This window comes from Variovorax sp. 10N420 (assembly GCF_056394705.1).
Genome location: NZ_JBFTIJ010000005.1, coordinates 162,996 through 181,261 on the forward strand (window position 1 = coordinate 162,996; position 18,266 = coordinate 181,261).

An 18,266-nucleotide genomic window follows, 5' to 3' on the forward strand; every position below is an offset into this window, starting at 1 on the left:
GAACAGAGGAAGCTTCATGTCCAAAGATTACAAAGATCTCGTCGTCGGGCTAGACATCGGCACTGCCAAGGTGATGGCGGTGGTTGCCGAGGTGCTGTCCAACGGCGAGCTCAAGCTGGCGGGGCTGGGCATTGCGCCCAGCAACGGGCTCAAGCGTGGCGTGGTGGTGAACATCGACGCCACCGTGCAGAGCATCCAGCAGGCGCTCAAGGAGGCCGAACTGATGGCCGACTGCAAGATCAGCCGCGTCTACACCGGCATCACCGGCAGCCACATCCGAGGCATCAATTCGAGCGGCATGGTGGCGGTCAAGGACAAGGAAGTCACGCCGGCCGATGTCGCGCGCGTGGTCGAGACGGCGCGTGCAATCAACATTTCCAGCGACCAGCGGCTGCTGCTGGTGGAGCCGCAAGAATTCGTGATCGACGGCCAGGACGTGAAGGAGCCGATTGGCATGAGCGGCATGCGCCTCGAAGCCAAGGTGCACATCGTGACCGGCGCCCAGAGCGCGGCTGAAAACATCATCAAGTGCGTGCGGCGCTGCGGCCTGGAAGTCGACCAGCTGATGCTGAACCCGCTCGCGTCGAGCCAGGCCGTCCTGACCGAGGACGAGCGCGAACTCGGCGTGGTGCTGGTCGACATCGGCGCCGGCACGACCGACGTTGCGATCTTCACCAACGGCGCGATTCGCCATACGGCTGTGATCCCGATCGCCGGCGATCTCATCACCAGCGACATCGCGATGGCTTTGCGCACGCCGACCAAGGACGCCGAGGACATCAAAGTCGAGAACGGCTATGCCAAGCAACTGCTGGCCGACCCGGACACGCAGGTCGAAGTGCCCGGCCTTGGCGACCGCGGTCCGCGCTTGCTGAGCAAGCAGGCGCTGGCCGGCGTGATCGAGCCGCGCATCGAGGAAATCTTCTCTTTGGTCCAGCAGGTGATTCGCGAGTCGGGCTATGAAGAGGTGTTGTCCTCGGGCGTGGTGCTTACCGGCGGCAGCGCGGTGATGCCGGGGATGGTCGAACTGGGCGAAGACATCTTCCTGAAGCCGGTGCGGCGCGGTATTCCGAAGTATTCAAGCGCGTTGTCTGACATGGTTGCACAACCGCGTGCGGCGACCGTGATGGGCTTGCTCGAAGAAGCGCGTTATGCGCGTTTGCGCGGATTCAAGGTGGCGCAGAAGAACGGGTCGGTCAAGACCGCTTTCGGCCGCTTCAAGGACTTCATCGTGGGGAACTTTTGATGACCGCCATGCTTGCCCACTGCGTGTGGCCGCACACCCCCTTCAAGGGGGCAACGCCGGCGGCCCGGCGGAGCCGGTTCCGCGGCGTTCCTGGAATGGGAGCTTCGCTATGAATGGCGCATCACTCTGGTTGGCGCGTGCCGGGCCGCCCCTTCATTTCAACGAGCGATGGCGAAGAACCGGGCCACCTTTTCATCGTTCACGGTTCCAACAACAAATTTATTCATAAACATGGCAACTGCATATTCAAGGAGTCAGAACATGGCTATCGAAATGATCGAGATCGAAGAGTTCAACCAGGGAACGCAGATCAAGGTGATCGGCGTGGGCGGAGGCGGCGGCAACGCCGTCGCGCACATGATCGAGCGCGGCGTACAGGGCGTTCAGTTTGTCTGCGCGAACACCGACGCGCAGGCGTTGTCGCGCAGCAATGCGCACAAGACCATCCAGCTCGGCACCAACGGGCTGGGCGCCGGAAGCAAGCCGGAGAAGGGTCGCGATGCGGCGGAAGCGGCAGTCGACGACATCCGCGAATCGATCGCGGGCGCGCACATGCTGTTCATCACGGCCGGCATGGGCGGCGGCACGGGCACGGGCGCCGCGCCCGTGATCGCGCGGGTCGCCAAGGAAATGGGCATTCTCACCGTCGGTGTGGTGACCAAGCCTTTCGACTGGGAAGGCGGCCGTCGCATGACGAACGCCGACTCCGGCCTGGCGGAACTCGAAGCCAACGTCGATTCGCTGATCGTTGTGCTCAACGAGAAGCTGCTCGACGTGCTGGGCGAGGACGTCACGCAGGACGAGGCCTTCGCGCATGCCAATGATGTGCTGAAGAACGCCGTCGGCGGCATTTCGGAAATCATCAACGAGTACGGCGGCGTGAACGTCGACTTCGAAGACGTGCGCACCGTGATGGGCGAACCCGGCAAGGCCATGATGGGCACGGCTGCGGCCAGCGGCCCGGATCGCGCCCGCATCGCCGCCGAGCAGGCGGTGGCCTGCCCGCTGCTGGAGGGCATCGACCTGTCCGGCGCCAAGGGCGTGCTGGTGCTGGTGACGGCATCGAAGGGATCGCTGAAGCTGAGCGAATCGAAGCTGGCGATGAACACGATCCGCGCCTATGCCTCGCCGGACGCGCATGTGATCTACGGCGCCGCCTACGACGACAACCTCGGTGACGAGATGCGCGTGACCGTGGTTGCAACCGGCCTCTCGCGCCAGGATGCTCGTCGTCAGGCGCCGACGCTGGAGGTGATCCGCACTGGCACCGACAACATCCCGTTCACCGTTCCGACGCTCGGCGGCGGTGTGGGCCATGCGGCCGGCCAGCCGAACTACGACGGCATGGCAGTGCCCAGCGTGTGGCGTACCAACCGCACGATGGCCGCCGCCAAGGTGGACGCGCTGTCGTCGGGCGGCATGGACGATTTCGAGATCCCCGCCTTCCTGCGCCGTCAGGCGGATTGACGGGGCGGCAGTGGAAGCTATCGGGGACATAGCGAGGCGGGCGGTACGCCGGACGTCTCGCGCTCCTAAAATCGCGCCCGTGCTTCCACAACGTACCCTCAAATCGATCACGCGCGCGGTCGGCGTCGGACTCCACAGCGGACAACGCGTGGAGCTCACGCTTCGCCCGGCGCCGGTGAACCACGGCATCGTGTTCCGGCGCGTGGACTTGCCCGAGCCGGTCGAGATTCCGATGACTGCCGAGGCGGTCACGGACACGCGGCTTGCATCCACCGTGTCTTCGCGCGGCGCCAAGGTGCAAACGGTCGAGCATCTGATGTCGGCCTGCGCCGGCCTGGGTATCGACAACTTGCTGATCGACATCACGGCCGACGAGGTGCCGATCCTCGACGGCTCGGCGTCGTCCTTTGTTTTTCTGCTGCAGAGCGCAGGCATCGAGTTGCAGAGCGCGGCTCGCCGCTTCATTCGCGTGACGCGAATGGTCGAGGTTCGCGAAGGCGAAGGCCCCGACGAAAAGTGGGCGCGCCTGGAGCCGTATCACGGGTTCAAGCTCAGCTTCGAGATCGACTTCGACCATCGCGTCGTGAACTCGACCGGGCAGCGCGTCGAATTCGACCTGGGCAGCGGCTCGTACAGCCGCGACATCGCGCGCGCCCGGACGTTCGGGTTCACCAAGGAGGTCGAGTACATGCGCTCGAAGGGGCTGGCCCTCGGCGGTGGTCTCGACAACGCGATCGTGATGGATGACACCAAGGTGCTGAATGCGGGTGGCCTGCGTTACGACGACGAGTTCGTCAAACACAAGATCCTCGATGCCATGGGCGATCTCTACGTCATCGGGCAGCCATTGCTCGCGGCCTACAGTGCCTTCCGTTCGGGTCACGCACTCAACAACAAGCTCCTGCGCGAGCTTTTGGCGCACGACGATGCGCACGAAATCGTGACCTTCGACGACGAGCGACGCGCGCCGGTCGGGTTTACCGAAGTCGCCCGCGCCTGGTAGCAAGAAGCGCAGATGCTGCTGTTTCGCTGGGCCATCCTGTTGCTTCTGTTGGTGGCCGGGGCCTCGTTCGCTTTTTATGCGGGGACTGGGCAGGTGAAGTACCGGCGGTTCGGATGGATCGTTCTTAAATGGACCTTGCTCGCGGCGTTTGGATTCTTTGCTGTGTTGATTGCTGAACGGGTGTTTTAGGGATTTGGGTTGGGGTTGGCGGAGGCGGGCGGTGTGCCCTGGGCCGGCCGACGTCACCGGCCGCTTTGCGGCTTCCCTGCGCTGCTCGCGGTACGCGGGGTCCCGCTCAAACTCGCCTTCGGCTCAAACAGTCGCGAGCCCTGATCCGCGTACCGCTGCGCTGCTCGGCGGTGCCTCAACGGCCGGCCCAGGGCACACCGCCCGCCTCCGCCGGTAAGGTGGGGGTGATTGGTCCGCCGCCGTGGCTGTGACCAGCTGGCATGCCGTGGACGTTCGAGACGCGCGCATCGGCGCACAACCACTGAGCCCGGTATGCCCTGTGGGCTGTGGCGACCCTTCTGCGCCGCCGAAGCGCGCAGACTCAGGCGGATCAGGGCCGCGTGTGTCTGAGCGAAGCGAGTTTCACGCGGACCCCGCCTGAGTCGAGCACTGCAGGGAAGTCCGAAGGACCGGCGCAGCGGGGTCGCCACAGCCCACAGGGCATACCGGGCGGCCCCCCACAAAGGCCCCTCAACAACATCAACCGCACCCCCTACCGAGTCCGCCCCTGCCGATACATCCCACTCGTACTCCGAGAAAGCACAGTAGCCTGCCCGAGTCGCGCCATCGAGCTCCCCACATGCGCATGCGTGATGGCGATACCTAGCGCATCCGCAGCGTCGCTGCCCGGCACACCCGGCAATTGAAGCAGCCGCTTCACCATCTCCTGCACCTGCGCCTTGGCAGCGCGTCCGTGCCCCGCGACAGCCTGCTTCATCTGCAGCGCCGTGTACTCGGCCACCGTGAGATTGCAGGTGACCAGTGCCGTCAAGCACGCGCCCCGCGCCTGTCCCAACAATAGGGTCGATTGTGGATTCACGTTGACGAACACGATCTCCACCGCAGCCGCATCCGGCTTGTAGCGTTCGTTGATTTCGCCAATGCCGTCGAAGAGCACCTTGAGCCGCGTCGGCAACTCGCCCTTTGTCAGATGACGGGTGCTGATGGTTCCGCTCGCCACATAGCGCAGCGAATGGCCGTCCACGTCGACCACGCCGAAGCCCGTCGTTTGCAGACCGGGGTCGATACCTAGGATGCGCATTCGATGCTCACGCGTTGAAATACCAGCGAACGGCGTGGAAGAACACCGGTGCTGCAAAGCAAAGTGCATCGACGCGATCCAGGAGACCGTTGGCCCCGGTGACGCCGACACTCCGCTGCCCCCAGTTCGGGATCCCGCGATCGCGCTTCAGCGCCTTCATCACCAGATGGCCCATCGAGCCCGCCACGCAAGCGATCAACGACATCGCGAGCGCCTGGCCGTACTTGAATGGCGTGATGAACGAGAACAGCGCGCCCACAAAGCTCGCGATGATCATGCCCAGCGCCCAACTCGTCCAGTTGAAGCTGCGGCTCACATGGGGCGCGACCGGCGGCTGAAAGAACAACCGGCGCCTGATGGCACCCAGCCAGCCCTTCGGAGGCTCAGGCATGGGTTCGCCCGCTGGGGGCATCGATTTTCTTCGCGACACCAGATGCTGCACCAGCATGCATGTCTGCACCACGAACACCAGGTAGAACACCAGAAAGGCATTTTTGCCCTCGTAGCCCGAGAACGACAACAGCAGCAGCGCCGGCACATGGCTCATGCCATAGACACAGACCATGATTCCCCACTGCAGCTTGGCATTGCGTTCGAGAAAGTGGCTCGGATCGTCTGCCAGCGCACTGACCACCGGAATCGCAAGGAAGACATAGACCGGGATGAACACCGTGAACAGATCGAAGTGCGCCGTCGCGACCAACCAGAACTGGATCGGCAGCACGACAAAGAAGGCCAGGATCAGGCTGCGGTGATCGCCCCGCCGCGTCGGCGACAAAGTGATGAACTCCCGCAGCGCGAGGAAGGAAATGATCGCAAATAGCAAGGTCGCAACAGTTTCGCCCAGCGCCCATCCGATCCAGAACACGACCACCATCACCCAGGTCGTTCGCAGCAGCGAGCGGAAATGCCGAAGCTCGCGCTGCCAGACCTCGTTGTGCATCGGATTGCGCTGCTCCCTGAAAGTCAGCATGAACGCCGCGGTACTCACCACGAACAGCAGACCGAAAACAATGAAGAAGAGGGCGGCGACCTGATGGGTCGATGAGAGGTTTCGAAGGTATTCGTTCATCTAGACATCTCGCAGCGCAATCACGGCACCGCGAGCGCGGTCGAGAAAGGGACGACGCTCCTCGCCTTCTTCAAGCCCGATTGGCGCGCCAAAAGTGACAGAGCAAAGGATAGGCACCGGAACCACTTCGCCCTTTGGCATTACGCGCTGCACATTGTCAATCCATGCCGGCACCAGCACCACGTCAGGAAACATCTGGGCCAGCGTGAAAAGGCCTGACTTGAATTTTTGCGGCTCGCCAGTGTGGCCGCGTGTGCCCTCGGGAAAAATGATGATCGAGTCACCGCTTTGAAGCGCGTCGATCAGCGGTTGCAGCGGCGCCAGCGCCTCTGCGCTTCCGGGCGGGATGCTGGGCGGCTCTGGGCTTGCGGCAGGCTGGGCGAGCGGCAACTCGGCTTGAACCGACCACGGCTCGGCGACAGGCTCGACGGGCGAAGGTGGCGCAACGTCGAACGAGGGCTCGATGCGTTCGGGCTGCATGGGCGCCGGTGGCGCGGGCGGCACGGTCGCAGGGCCGCCGCCTCTTTCGACGTAGATGGCATTGAAGACTTCGGTCGTGATCCAGCGCTTGAAGGGTGTCGTGGCCCAGTAATCGCGCGCTGCGATGGGGCGCGTGATGCTGCGCAGCTCTTCGGGCAGCGCAGCCCAGATCATGACGAGGTCCAGATGGCTTTGATGGTTGGCGAAGTAGATGCGCTGCTCGGCCTTCGGAGGGCAACCCCACCAGCGCGCTTGTGCGCCGGTGAGCAACCTGATCATGGCCAGCAATCCCCATCCCGTGAACTTGGCGAGCATGGGGTATTTTGACTCGCCCCCAGGCTCGCGCACTTCGTGTCGCTCTCCACCCCCTGCCGGGGGCAACACCGGCGGCCCGGCGAAGCCGGTTCCGCGGTGTTTCACGAGGGGGCCTGGTTTCGCCGGCCGCTGGGGTGGTCGGGTCAGGGGAGGTCTGCGGCGGGCATGCGGGCGGCTATGGTGCCGGAGCGGTTGGCCAAGTAGCCTGAGGCTTGGCGGCGTTCGAAGAACTTCGGGCTGGGGAGCATGACGGCGAGTTTGGCTGACTCGCTGACGCTTAGTTTGGAGGCAGGCTTTTTGTAGTAGCGCTGGGCAGCGGCTTCGGCGCCGAAGATGCCTTCGCCCCATTCGACGTTGTTGAGGTAGATCTCGAGGATTCGCTCCTTGCTGAGGAGCAGTTCCAAGGCGGTGGCGAGCATCAATTCCTGGGCTTTGCGCAGCAGGGTTCGTTCGCCGGAAAGCAGGAGGTTCTTGGCGATCTGCTGAGTGATGGTGGAACCGCCGCGCAATTGGGCGGGGCGGGGTTCCTTGCCCCGGGCTCGCATCTGGGCGGCGCGTTTGGCTGCAATTTCTTCGGCTTTGGCGTTGCGTTGGCGGGCGCGCTCGATGGCTTCCCACTCGACGCCCTGGTGATAGATGAATTCGCTGTCTTCGCTGGCGATCACGGCGCGCTTGAGTGAATCGGAGATTTGCGCATAAGGAACCCAGCGCTGCTGCCATTCGCTGCCGCCGTTGGTGCGGCCCTGGGTTGCGAGCCGCCACGCTTCGGAGCGTTGGAAGGCGGTCGACTGCGGATCGATGACCGCCATGGCCGCGATGCGGGCGATGAAGAAGAACTGCAGGGCGAAGGCAGCGATCAGCAGACAGCCGAGCCAGCGAAGGAGCGGCTTCACTTCGCGTCGACGATGGCTCGCAGTTCGGCGAGCACCGGAGCAGTGGGTGGGCGCACGCCGCGCCACGTCTCGAAGGCTTCGGCGGCTTGTTCGACCAGCATGCCGAGGCCGTCGCGCGGCACGGCGCCGTGCTCGCGGGCCCAGTTCATGAAGCCCGCGGCGGAGGGGCCATACATCATGTCGACCGCGAGTGCGCCAGGCTTCAAGACACCGGCCGCGACCGGCACTTCACCGCCGCCCAGGCTCGACGCGGTCGCATTGATCAGCACGTCGAATGTGCCCGGTATGGCGTGGAGTTCTTGCGCTTCAAGGTCGACGTGGTGCTGCAACGCGAGCGCCGCGTGGCGCTGCACCAGGGCGATGGCCTTGGCGAGCGTGCGGTTGGCAACGACGATCCGGCGCGGCCGGGCCTCGATCAGCGGACCAAGGACGCCGGCGGATGCGCCGCCCGCGCCGAGCAAGAGCAATTCGCTGCCCGCAATGGATACGCCCGCGTGCAAGGTGATGTCGTTGACGATCCCGATGCCGTCGCTGTTGTCGCCATGGATGCCGTCATCGCGAAAGCTCAGCACGTTGACGGCGCGGGCCAGCGCGGCGCGCGCCGTCAGGTGCTGAGACAACGCAGCCGCATCGAACTTGAAGGGCACGGTGACGTTGCAGCCGCGCGCGATGCCCGATGCGTCGGCGCGAAAGGCGGCCACGGCATCGGCAAAGCCGTCGATGGGCGCAAGGCGGCGGCCATAGTCCAGCGTCTGTCCCGTCAGTGCGGCAAAGCGCGCATGAATCCACGGCGAGCGGCTGTGCTCGACCGGGTTGCCCATCACGCAGTACAGGTCCATGTTGCCTCTCCCCTTCATTCAGTCATTGCCTCGACGAAAGTTGCGTCTCCAGCGTCTCGTCGTGCGTGAACTTGAAGCGCGACGGCAGCACGATCTGGTCGGTCTGGCGACGCATCGCGTCATTGAACTTGCCGAAGCCGCCGATGCTGCGCACGATGGCTTGCGCGCGCCGGTCGAGTGTCTTGTCCCCCGAACTTTCGACGATCTCGGTTCCGAGGATCGTGCCATCGAAGTTGACGGTCACCAGCATGGTGAGTTCTCCGTAGAGCTTCTTGCCCGCGGCTTCGGGGAAGTTCTCGGTCCCTCGCGCTTCGATCTTGCGGCGCAATGCATCGACATAGGACGCGTAGGCTGCTTCGCGCGTGGCTGGGCTGAGATAGCGCTTCTTGGGGCGCGCGTTCTCCTCGTTCACGCGGCGTTCGATAGCGGCCAGCATATCGATCAGCTGCCGGCGCTTTTCCTCGCGCGCAGCTGCTTCGGTGGGGTTGCCCTGGCTGCGCGGGTCAGGTGCCGGCATGGTGGCCAACTGCTGCTTGATCTGCGCCAGCAAAAGCATCTGCTGCTCTTGCATCGATTCGACCTGGCGCTGCGCGTCTTCCATCGAGTCGCCGATGGTCCTGAAGGCCGAAGGCGGCAGCGGGCTCGTGGCGTGGCCCTTGTCCAGATCGCCGCCGCCCGCGAGTGAAGCCTGTGCAATCGCCTTGGCCTTATCAGGCCGTTCGTTGCTCTTGGCGTTGACCAGAATGACTTCAAGCGGCGTTTCCTTGAAGACGCGATTGAAGGACTCCGGATCGACGAAGCGAACGGTCAGCAGGGCCGCATGGGCAATGACCGACAGGCCGAGCGCAATCTGCAGCGTGCTGAAGTCACGCAGGTTCATTGACGGGCTTCTCCCCTCATGCGGGCGTGTTTTCGGGTGCCGCCTCGCTGTCTGCGAGATCCACGGCGATCGCGATGGGGCCGGCGACTTCTTCCTCGTCCTCGCCGCTCTCTTCTTCGGTCGCGGCTTCGGCGGCCGTGTCGTCGAGACGCGCGATGACGGTGCCGTGCACGTCGAGCGCGATCTCGTCGATTTCGCCGAGCTTGACGCGCACGTGCGCCCCACGCTGGAGGCCCTGCGTTCCGGTCACCTGGAACACCAGCGGCAGCGTGTCGGCACGGACCAATGCGCCGTTCGGAACATCCTTCACCAGCGTGGCGTCGAGCTCGGTGATGCCCTGCTGCTGGATGTACTTGAGCGTCCAGAAGCGCTCCATGCCGCCCTGGTGCGCGTTGTAAGCGCTGTAGGCAGCGTCGAAGCCGGAGAGGATGGAGAACAGGTCGGCATCCTTCGGCTTGAAAGGCGCTGCCAGTGCTGCCGTCTTGCCGTGGCGCGCGGCGGCGATGATCTGCCACTGATTGACGAGGTCGATGTAGCGGCGCAGGGGCGACGTGCTCCATGCGTAGCTTTTGACGCCGAGCCCGGCATGCGGCAGCGCTCGCGTCCCCATGCGAACCTTGATGCCGGGCGCGAGGCTCGCCTGGCTCCGGTAGAGCCCGGGAACGCCGAGTTCTCCGAGCCAGCCGCCCCAACTGCTGTTGGCGAGGATCATTGCTTCGGAGACGATCAGGTCGAGCGGCGCGCCGCGGCGCCGCGTGCCGATCTGCACCTGTTCGTTGCCGGTGGGTTCGCCTTCGTTGCCCACCAGGCGGAATGTGTAGTCCGGCCGGTTGAAGCTTTCGGGCTTGCCCCGGATCACTTCCCGCTGCCCCTTCAATTGCTTGGCGAGGCGGAACAGGAAAGTCAGCGGCTCGCGCACTCGGCTGGCGATTTCAGGTGTGCCGTCAGCGTTCACCGCGGGGTCTTCGAGCCATTCCTGCGTGACCACCGCATCGAGCTGGTCGTGGCGCAGGTTGGCAATGACGGGCACGCGTTCGAGGCGCGTCTCGGTGGTCTTCAACGCCAAGGTGGCTTCGTCAAAAATGGCGTAGAGAGAAACCGCCGGGCAATTGCGGCCTTCCTGCAAGGTGTAGGCCTCGATCACATGGTCGGGCAGCATCGTGATCTTGTGGCCCGGCATGTAGACGGTGGACATCCGCGTGCGCGCGACCTGGTCGATGGCGCTGCCCGGCACGAGCGCGAGGCCCGGCGCGGCGATGTGGACACCGACCGTCACCGTGCCGCTGCCGAGGCCCTGCACTGACAGCGCATCGTCGATTTCGGTCGTCTGCGAGTCGTCGATCGAAAAAGCCTGGACGTCGGCGACCGGCAACTCGTCGCCAATTTCCGGCGCGTTGAGCGTCGGAAAGCCGGTGCCCTTGGGGAAGTTCTCGAAAAGGAATCGCCGCCAGTGGAATTCATACGACGAGTCGATCGCGCCCGCCTGCTTCAGGAGTTCGAGCGGCGGCCGCTGGGTGGCGCGCGCGGCTTCGACGACTGCCTTGTATTCGGGGGCATTCTTGTCCGGCCGGAACAGGATCTTGAAAAGCTGCTCGCGCACAGGCGCCGGGCACTCGCCCGCTGCCAGTTGACCCGACCATTCGGCAATCTGCGCCTGAACCGCCTTTTTCTTCTCGATGGCGGCCAGCGCCTGCTGGACGATTTCGGCTGGCGCCTTCTTGAAGCGGCCCTTTCCGGCGCGACGGAAGTAGTGCGGGGCATCGAACACCGCCAATAGCGCCGCCGCCTGTTGAACGAGCGTCGGATGCGCCTGGAAGTATTCGGCGGCCAGTTCGCCGAAACCGAATTCGCCTTCGGGAGCGAATTCCCAGGCGAGGTCGAGGTCGATGCCGGCCGCCAGGGTGCGCGCTTCCGCGATCAGCTCCGCGGGCGTTGGCTTTTCAAAGCGCAACACGATGTTGGCGCCCTTGACCTTGACGCGCTTACCGGTCTCGAGCTCCACCTGCGCAGAGGCATCGCTCTCCGACAGGACGCGGCCGCCGAGGTACTTTCCGGCTTCTTCGAACAAAACAAACATGGCGCGGATTGTCCCACGCAGCGCAGCGCATTCCCGTTGCCAAAGCGCTCAGGGGAGATCGAGAAATCCGAGCACGTCGCGCAGGTGGGAGCGCTCGAAGTTCGACAGGGCGTGGTCTTCGCCCTCGATGAGCTTCACGCGACTTCCGGGATAGCGGGCGGTCATTTCCCGCCAGTCGAGCACTTCGTCTCCCTTGGCGATCACCGCGAACACCCGTTCCGGGTGCTTCAGGAGAGCGACCTCCAGCGCGCGCAGTTCGCCGATGTATTCGGCGCGGAAATAGAAATGCTCGCCTGGATCGTGCCAAAGCGTCTGGTCGCCCACGTATCGAGCGAGATCGCGCGCCGCGTTCACCGCGGGATTGAGCAGCACGGCGCGGCAGCCCGTCTTTTCAGCGACGAAGGTGGCGTAGAAGCCGCCGAGCGACGAGCCCACCACGGCCATGGTCGCGGCTGGCCAATCGGCAATTCCGTCCATCACCAGATCCATTGCCTCGCGCGGCGAGGGCGGAAGCTGGGGGCACCACCACTTCACGCTCGGGTGTCGCTCCGCGATGCAGCGGGCCATCTGGCTCGCCTTGGTCGAACGTGGCGAAGAACGAAAGCCGTGCAGATAGAGCAGGTGGGTCACAGGGGCCATGCATTCATTATCAGGAGGCTGCCGGAAGGAGTTGCGTTCGAACGAGCAATTACAGAGCCCCTGGCGGCCCTCAGGAGTGCTGTCGGCCGGATAATCCCGGCCCATGTCTGCCGTGTTCCAACAACCCTCGCTCGCGCGACGTCTGTTGCCCGTGTTCCAGGGTTTCGACGGATTTCTTGCCTTCGCCGTGCTGCTGCTCGCCTGTGCAGGCATGCTGACCATGTATTCGTCGGGTTACGACCACGGCACCCGCTTTGCGGATCACGGCCGCAACATGCTGCTGGCGGCTTTCATCATGTTCGTGGTGGCGCAGATTCCGCCGCAGCGGCTGATGGTGTTCGCCGTTCCGCTCTATACGTTGGGCATTGGGCTGCTGGTGGCGGTGGCAGTCTTCGGGATCACCAAGAAGGGTGCACAACGGTGGATCAACGTGGGCGTCGTGATCCAGCCGAGCGAGATTCTCAAGATCGCGATGCCGCTGATGCTTTCGTGGTGGTTCCAGCGGCGGGAAGGCCAGCTGCGCCCGCTCGATTTCGTCGTCGCGACCATTCTGCTCGCCATACCGGTGGGCCTGATCATGAAGCAGCCCGACCTCGGGACCGCACTGCTGGTGCTGGCAACGGGACTGTCGGTGATCTTCTTCGCGGGTCTTTCGTGGAAGCTGATCGTGCCGCCGGTGGTGATCGGGCTGATCGCCGTCTCCCTCATCGTCGGCTTCGAATCGCAGCTCTGTGCCGACGGCTTCGACTGGCGGATCCTTCACGACTATCAGAAGCAACGCATCTGTACCTTGCTCGACCCGACGAAAGACCCTCTCGGCAAAGGCTTTCACATCATCCAGGGGATGATCGCGATCGGCTCCGGTGGCGTCGGCGGCAAGGGGTTCATGCAGGGCACGCAGACGCACCTGGAGTTCATCCCCGAGCGCACGACCGACTTCATCTTCGCTGCCTATTCCGAGGAATTCGGTCTAGCGGGCAACCTGGCGCTGATTGCGTCCTTCATTTTCCTGATCTTCCGCGGGCTGGTGATCGCCATGAATGCGCCCACGCTCTTCTCGCGGCTGCTGGCTGGTGCGGTCACGATGATTTTCTTTACCTACGCCTTCGTGAACATGGGGATGGTGAGCGGCATTCTTCCGGTCGTGGGCGTGCCGCTGCCTTTCATCAGCTACGGAGGCACCGCCATGGTGACGCTGGGCCTGGGGCTCGGAATCCTGATGTCGATCTCCCGCGCCAGACGGCTGATGCAGTCCTGAGCAGTCGTGACATACGCCAGCGAAGCCTTGGGGGCTGAGCCTAGAATGTTTCGATGATCTCTCGCGAACCCACCATCGAGCGCCTCGCCACGGCGCAGCAGCTCCTGCTCACGCCCTTTGGACTCGACGAATCGCACCTCTCGCGTGCGCTCGCCGAAATCACGGCGCACAAGGTGGACGACGCCGATCTCTACTTCCAGTACACGCGCAGCGAAGGCTGGAGCCTCGAAGAAGGCATCGTCAAGACCGGCAGCTTCAGCATTGACCAGGGCGTCGGCGTACGTGCGGTGAGCGGCGAAAAGACCGCGTTTGCCTATTCGGACGACATCTCCGAGGCTTCGCTTCTCGATGCCGCCCGCACGGTCCGCAGCATTTCGGCTGCCGGACGCACGGCCCGGGTCAAGGCTCCCGCGCGCAAGATCGCGAGCAGCCGTTCGCTGTACGGCGGCATCGACCCCATCGCCACGCTCGACAGCACCGCCAAGGTCCAGCTCCTCGAAAAGGTCGAGAAGCTCGCGCGCTCTCGCGATCCGCGCGTGGCACAAGTCATGGCGGGTCTTGCGAGCGAATACGACGTCGTGCTGGTGGCTCGCGCCGACGGCACGTTGGCCGCTGATGTGCGGCCGTTGGTGCGCTTGTCGGTCACTGTGATCGCCGAGCAGAACGGCCGCCGGGAAGTGGGTTCGGGCGGAGGCGGTGGCCGCTTCGGCCTCGCTTACTTCGACGATGAACACATCGCCGAATACGTCGACCAGGCTGTCAAGTCGGCGCTCACCAATCTGGATTCGCGCCCTGCGCCCGCCGGCGAGATGACCGTGGTCCTCGGCCCAGGTTGGCCGGGCATCCTGCTGCACGAGGCCATCGGCCACGGCTTGGAGGGCGATTTCAACCGCAAGGGCTCGAGCGCCTTCTCGGGCCGTATCGGCCAGCGCGTGGCGGCCAAGGGCGTGACGGTGCTCGACGACGGCACCATCGCCGACCGCCGCGGTTCGCTGAACGTCGACGACGAAGGCAATGCCACCCAGCGCAACGTGCTGATCGAAGACGGCATCCTCAAGGGCTACATCCAGGATTCGCTCAACGCGCGCCTGATGAAGACCAAGCCCACGGGCAATGGCCGTCGCGAAAGCTATGCGCATGCGCCGATGCCCCGCATGACCAACACCTACATGCTCGGCGGCGATCGCGCGCCGGAGGAAATCGTCGCCAGCATCAAGAAGGGCCTCTACGCCACCAACTTCGGCGGTGGCCAGGTCGACATCACGAGCGGCAAGTTCGTGTTTTCGGCGAGCGAAGCCTATTGGGTGGAAAACGGCAAGATCCAGTACCCGGTCAAGGGTGCGACGCTCGTGGGCAACGGACCCGATGCGCTCACGCGCGTCACGATGATCGGCAACGACATGTCGCTCGACACCGGCGTCGGCACCTGTGGAAAGGAAGGCCAGAGCGTACCGGTCGGCGTCGGCCAGCCCACTTTGCGCATTGACGGACTGACAGTCGGCGGCACCGCCTGAGAACCAGCCGTGCTACATTTCACGCCCATGTCTGCACCTCGCGCTTATTTCTTTGCCTACTTTTGGTTCCCGGATTCCGGCGGACGAGAGGCGCGCGCGTAAAGCAAGCAGACAAGCAGAACCTCCCAAAACCGCCGGTGCCAAAAGCCCGGCGGTTTTTTATTGCCCTCACGAAACCAAGACCACGACAGAAGGAACGCAGATGAGCACGAAAGCCGCCCCGCCCAGCGACACCTGGTATGCGAACGTCGAAAAGACCAGCCGGACCGACGACGAACGCATCAAGGACATCACTGTGTTGCCTCCTCCCGAACACCTGATCCGCTTCTTCCCGATCAGGGGGACGCCGGCCGAATCGCTGATCACCGGCACCCGCCGGGCGATCCACCACATCATGGCCGGCAAGGACGATCGCCTGCTGGTGGTGATGGGGCCATGCTCCATCCACGACCCTGCGGCGGCTCTCGACTACGCGCGGCACCTGAAGGCCGAGCGCGAGAAGTACGCCGGCACTCTGGAGATCGTGATGCGCGTCTACTTCGAAAAGCCGCGCACGACCGTCGGATGGAAGGGCCTCATCAACGATCCTTACCTGGACGAGAGCTACCGCATCGACGAGGGCCTGCGGATTGCACGACAGCTCCTTATCGACATCAACCGCCTGGGCCTTCCGGCTGGCAGCGAATTCCTGGACGTGATCTCTCCGCAGTACATCGGTGATCTGATCGCGTGGGGCGCCATCGGGGCGCGCACTACCGAGAGCCAGGTGCATCGCGAACTGGCTTCCGGCCTGTCGGCGCCGATCGGCTTCAAGAACGGCACCGACGGCAATATCCGCATCGCCACCGATGCGATCCAGGCGGCGGCGCGGGGCCATCACTTCCTCTCGGTACACAAGAATGGCCAGGTCGCCATCGTGCAGACGAACGGCAACCAGGATTGCCACGTCATCCTGCGCGGCGGCAAGGCGCCCAACTATGACGCCGCCAGCGTCGCCGCGGCTTGCAAGGACCTCGAAGCCGCCAAGCTGCCGCCGAGGCTGATGGTCGATTGCAGTCATGCCAACAGCAGCAAGCAGCACCAGAAGCAGATCGAGGTTGCCAAGGACATCGCGGATCAGATCGCTGGTGGCAGTCGCAGCATCTTCGGCCTGATGGTCGAGAGTCACCTGCATGCCGGCGCGCAGAAGTTCACCCCCGGCAAGGACTCCGTCTCGGCGCTCGAATATGGCAAGAGCATCACGGACGCCTGCCTCGGCTGGGAAGATTCGACGCAGGTGCTCGACCTGCTGTCGCAAGCGGTCAAGCACCGCCGGGGCTGAAGGAAGGGGGCGCTGCTTGCGCGCTTGGCGTCAGATCAGCGCAGCGAGTTGCGGCCAGTGGTGCCGCAGGAGCGAGGCTTCTTCGCCGTCGGGCTGCATGAACGAAAAATCGCTGAAATCGAAGCCCGGCCCGACGGTGCAACTCACCAGCGTGTAGTCGGCCCCGCCTTCCGCACCCATAGGGCGGGCAGCTTGCCACTGGCCGGCCGGAACGGTGTGTTGCGGTCGCGTGCCATGCACGTCAACCGGGCCAAGCCGGACATGCGCAGGCGGTGTGCGCAGCGCCGCGTCGCTGACCCAGAGCGAAAGCGGCGCGCCTTCCAGGTGGATCCAGACTTCGTCTGACTGCACCCGGTGCCAACGCGAGTGCTGGTGCGCTTCGAGCAAGAAATAGATGGTCGTCAGTGCGTCGCGCGTGGGCCTGCCATCGTGCGGTTGGACTTGCGCCGCCGAGCGGAAGATCTCGCGATACCAGCCGCCTTCGGGGTGAGGGCGAAGGTTCAGGGTTTCAATGAGCTGCTGCGCACGCATGGTGCGCATGTTAGTCCCGCGTGCGGCTCAATGCGTCGCGCCGAGCGCCGAAAGCAGCTTCTCGTGAATGCCGCCGAAGCCGCCGTTGCTCATGCAGACGACGTGGTCGCCGGGGCGCGCCGCCGCAATCACCTGTGCAATCAGCGCGTCGATGGTGCCAGCCACTTTGGCGCGTGCACCCATGGGGGCGAGCGCCGCAGCGGCGTCCCAGTCGAGGCCGCCACTGTGGCAGAACGACAAGTCCGCCGCTTCCAGGCTCCAGGGCAACTGCGCCGCCATGGTTCCCAGCTTCATCGTGTTGCTGCGCGGCTCGAACACGGCGAGGATGCGCTCACGGTCCTTGCCGCCGGTGTCGAGCTTCTGCCGCAGGCCATCCAGCGTGGTCCGGATCGCCGTCGGATGATGGGCGAAGTCGTCATACACCGTGACTTCTCCTTGGCCGACGTCCACGGTGCCGCGCAATTCCATCCGACGGCGCACGTTGCGGAAGCTGCCCAATGCATCCGCAGCGGCGGCTGGCGCCAGGCCGACGTGTTCGGCCGCGGCGATGGCCGCCAGAGCATTCATCTGGTTGTGCAAACCGGTCAGCGCCCATTCGACGCGGCCGACAGCCGCGCCGTCGCGGAGCACGTCGAAGGCGTCGTGCGTCCCGCGCGCCTGCCATTCGCCACCGGCGCCGAAGCGCGCGAGCTCGCTCCAGCACCCTTGTGCCAGCACCCGTTGCAGGCTTTCCTCGGTTGCGTTGACCACGATGCGGCCGGAGCCGGGTACGGTGCGGACCAGATGATGGAACTGCCTTTCGATCGCCGCGAGGTCATCGAAGATGTCTGCGTGATCGAATTCCAGGTTGTTGAGGATGGCCGTGCGCGGCCGATAGTGGACGAACTTGCTGCGCTTGTCGAAAAAGGCGGTGTCGTATTCGTCCGCTTCGATCACGAAGGGCGCCGCGCTGTCGCGCCCGAGCCGGGCCGATACGCCGAAATCCAGCGGCACGCCGCCCACGAGAAATCCAGGGGCCAGGCCGGCGCGCTCGAGGATCCACGAAAGCATCGAAGTGGTGGTCGTCTTGCCGTGCGTACCGGCGACGGCCATGACGTGACGGCCCTGGAGCACGTGTTCCGCCAACCATTGCGGACCACTGGTGTAGCTGACACCGGCGTCGAGGATCGCTTCCATCAGCGGGAACTTGGGCGAGCCGTCGGGCAGGCGAGCCCGCGAAACCACGTTCCCGACCACGTACACGTCGGGTTTCAAGGCCAGTTGGTCAGCGCCAAAGCCTTCGATCAGGTCGATGCCGAGGGCGCGCAATTGGTCGCTCATCGGCGGATAGACGCCGGCATCGCAGCCGGTCACCCGGTGGCCGGCTTCGCGCGCCAGCGCCGCGAGACCTCCCATGAAGGTGCCGCAGATGCCGAGAATGTGAATGTGCATCGGCCGATTCTAGGGATGCTGGCGCCGCGG

General features: G+C 64.5%; 17 protein-coding genes. 7 read left to right on the forward strand and 10 right to left on the reverse strand.

The annotated features are described in order from the left end of the window. Positions 1-16: 16 nt before the first annotated feature. The 4 genes from ftsA (at position 17) to AC1DEK_RS14765 (ending at position 3,905) form a co-directional block, all read left to right on the forward strand. Positions 17-1,246 (forward strand): cell division protein FtsA, encoded by a 1,230-nt coding sequence (gene ftsA, locus AC1DEK_RS14750; RefSeq protein ID WP_478104541.1) that lies wholly within the window; start codon positions 17-19, stop codon positions 1,244-1,246. Between the two features lie 261 nt (positions 1,247-1,507). Beyond that, on the forward strand, positions 1,508-2,713 hold the full coding sequence (ftsZ, locus tag AC1DEK_RS14755; protein ID WP_478125998.1) for a cell division protein FtsZ: 1,206 nt from the start codon (positions 1,508-1,510) through the stop codon (positions 2,711-2,713). 79 nt (positions 2,714-2,792) lie between these two features. Then, the gene (gene lpxC, locus AC1DEK_RS14760; RefSeq protein ID WP_478125999.1) at positions 2,793-3,716 is read left to right on the forward strand and encodes a UDP-3-O-acyl-N-acetylglucosamine deacetylase; all 924 of its coding nucleotides are present in this window, start codon (positions 2,793-2,795) and stop codon (positions 3,714-3,716) included. A 12-nt stretch (positions 3,717-3,728) separates the two neighbouring features. Continuing rightward, positions 3,729-3,905 carry a hypothetical protein gene (locus AC1DEK_RS14765; protein WP_478126000.1) on the forward strand — a complete coding sequence of 59 codons (177 nt, stop codon included), beginning with the start codon at positions 3,729-3,731 and terminating at the stop codon, positions 3,903-3,905. Positions 3,906-4,437: 532 nt separating this feature from the next. On the opposite strand, the gene ruvC is transcribed toward AC1DEK_RS14765, so the two are convergent. The 8 genes from ruvC to AC1DEK_RS14805 all read right to left on the reverse strand — a co-directional run bounded on the left by ruvC (position 4,438) and on the right by AC1DEK_RS14805 (position 12,181). Then, positions 4,438-4,986 carry a crossover junction endodeoxyribonuclease RuvC gene (gene ruvC, locus AC1DEK_RS14770; protein WP_478126001.1) on the reverse strand — a complete coding sequence of 183 codons (549 nt, stop codon included), beginning with the start codon at positions 4,984-4,986 and terminating at the stop codon, positions 4,438-4,440. Positions 4,987-4,993: 7 nt separating this feature from the next. Then, the gene (locus AC1DEK_RS14775) at positions 4,994-6,058 is read right to left on the reverse strand and encodes a phosphatidate cytidylyltransferase (protein WP_478126002.1); all 1,065 of its coding nucleotides are present in this window, start codon (positions 6,056-6,058) and stop codon (positions 4,994-4,996) included. After that, the gene (locus AC1DEK_RS14780; protein WP_478126315.1) at positions 6,059-6,853 is read right to left on the reverse strand and encodes a lysophospholipid acyltransferase family protein; all 795 of its coding nucleotides are present in this window, start codon (positions 6,851-6,853) and stop codon (positions 6,059-6,061) included. Between the two features lie 143 nt (positions 6,854-6,996). Beyond that, positions 6,997-7,746 carry a monofunctional biosynthetic peptidoglycan transglycosylase gene (gene mtgA / locus AC1DEK_RS14785; RefSeq protein WP_478126003.1) on the reverse strand — a complete coding sequence of 250 codons (750 nt, stop codon included), beginning with the start codon at positions 7,744-7,746 and terminating at the stop codon, positions 6,997-6,999. Next, on the reverse strand, positions 7,743-8,585 hold the full coding sequence (aroE, locus tag AC1DEK_RS14790) for a shikimate dehydrogenase (RefSeq protein WP_478126004.1): 843 nt from the start codon (positions 8,583-8,585) through the stop codon (positions 7,743-7,745). Before aroE ends, mtgA begins: the two co-directional genes overlap by 4 nt. A gap of 22 nt (positions 8,586-8,607) precedes the next feature. Beyond that, positions 8,608-9,465: an energy transducer TonB gene (locus AC1DEK_RS14795; RefSeq protein WP_478126005.1), complete on the reverse strand. Its 858-nt coding sequence runs from the start codon at positions 9,463-9,465 to the stop codon at positions 8,608-8,610. A 16-nt stretch (positions 9,466-9,481) separates the two neighbouring features. Next, on the reverse strand, positions 9,482-11,542 hold the full coding sequence (locus tag AC1DEK_RS14800; RefSeq protein WP_478126006.1) for a ribonuclease catalytic domain-containing protein: 2,061 nt from the start codon (positions 11,540-11,542) through the stop codon (positions 9,482-9,484). Positions 11,543-11,590: 48 nt separating this feature from the next. Next, complete coding sequence (locus AC1DEK_RS14805; RefSeq protein WP_478126007.1) at positions 11,591-12,181, reverse strand: YqiA/YcfP family alpha/beta fold hydrolase; 591 nt, start codon at positions 12,179-12,181, stop codon at positions 11,591-11,593. Between the two features lie 103 nt (positions 12,182-12,284). On the opposite strand from AC1DEK_RS14805, the gene rodA reads away from it, so the two are divergent. From rodA to AC1DEK_RS14820, 3 genes are all read left to right on the forward strand, one after another. Further along, positions 12,285-13,439 (forward strand): rod shape-determining protein RodA, encoded by a 1,155-nt coding sequence (gene rodA / locus AC1DEK_RS14810; protein ID WP_478126008.1) that lies wholly within the window; start codon positions 12,285-12,287, stop codon positions 13,437-13,439. A gap of 53 nt (positions 13,440-13,492) precedes the next feature. Then, a complete protein-coding gene (tldD, locus tag AC1DEK_RS14815) occupies positions 13,493-14,953 on the forward strand; it encodes a metalloprotease TldD (protein WP_478126009.1) in 1,461 nt (486 codons plus the stop codon). 202 nt (positions 14,954-15,155) lie between these two features. After that, positions 15,156-16,274, forward strand: coding sequence for a 3-deoxy-7-phosphoheptulonate synthase (locus tag AC1DEK_RS14820; RefSeq protein ID WP_478126010.1), 1,119 nt, complete (start codon positions 15,156-15,158; stop codon positions 16,272-16,274). A gap of 30 nt (positions 16,275-16,304) precedes the next feature. Here the strand turns inward: AC1DEK_RS14820 and AC1DEK_RS14825 are convergent, their stop codons facing one another. Together AC1DEK_RS14825 and mpl are read right to left on the reverse strand one after the other, a co-directional pair. Beyond that, positions 16,305-16,814: a cupin domain-containing protein gene (locus tag AC1DEK_RS14825; protein WP_478126011.1), complete on the reverse strand. Its 510-nt coding sequence runs from the start codon at positions 16,812-16,814 to the stop codon at positions 16,305-16,307. 18 nt (positions 16,815-16,832) lie between these two features. After that, positions 16,833-18,236: a UDP-N-acetylmuramate:L-alanyl-gamma-D-glutamyl-meso-diaminopimelate ligase gene (mpl, locus tag AC1DEK_RS14830; protein ID WP_478126012.1), complete on the reverse strand. Its 1,404-nt coding sequence runs from the start codon at positions 18,234-18,236 to the stop codon at positions 16,833-16,835. Between the last annotated feature and the right edge of the window lie 30 nt (positions 18,237-18,266).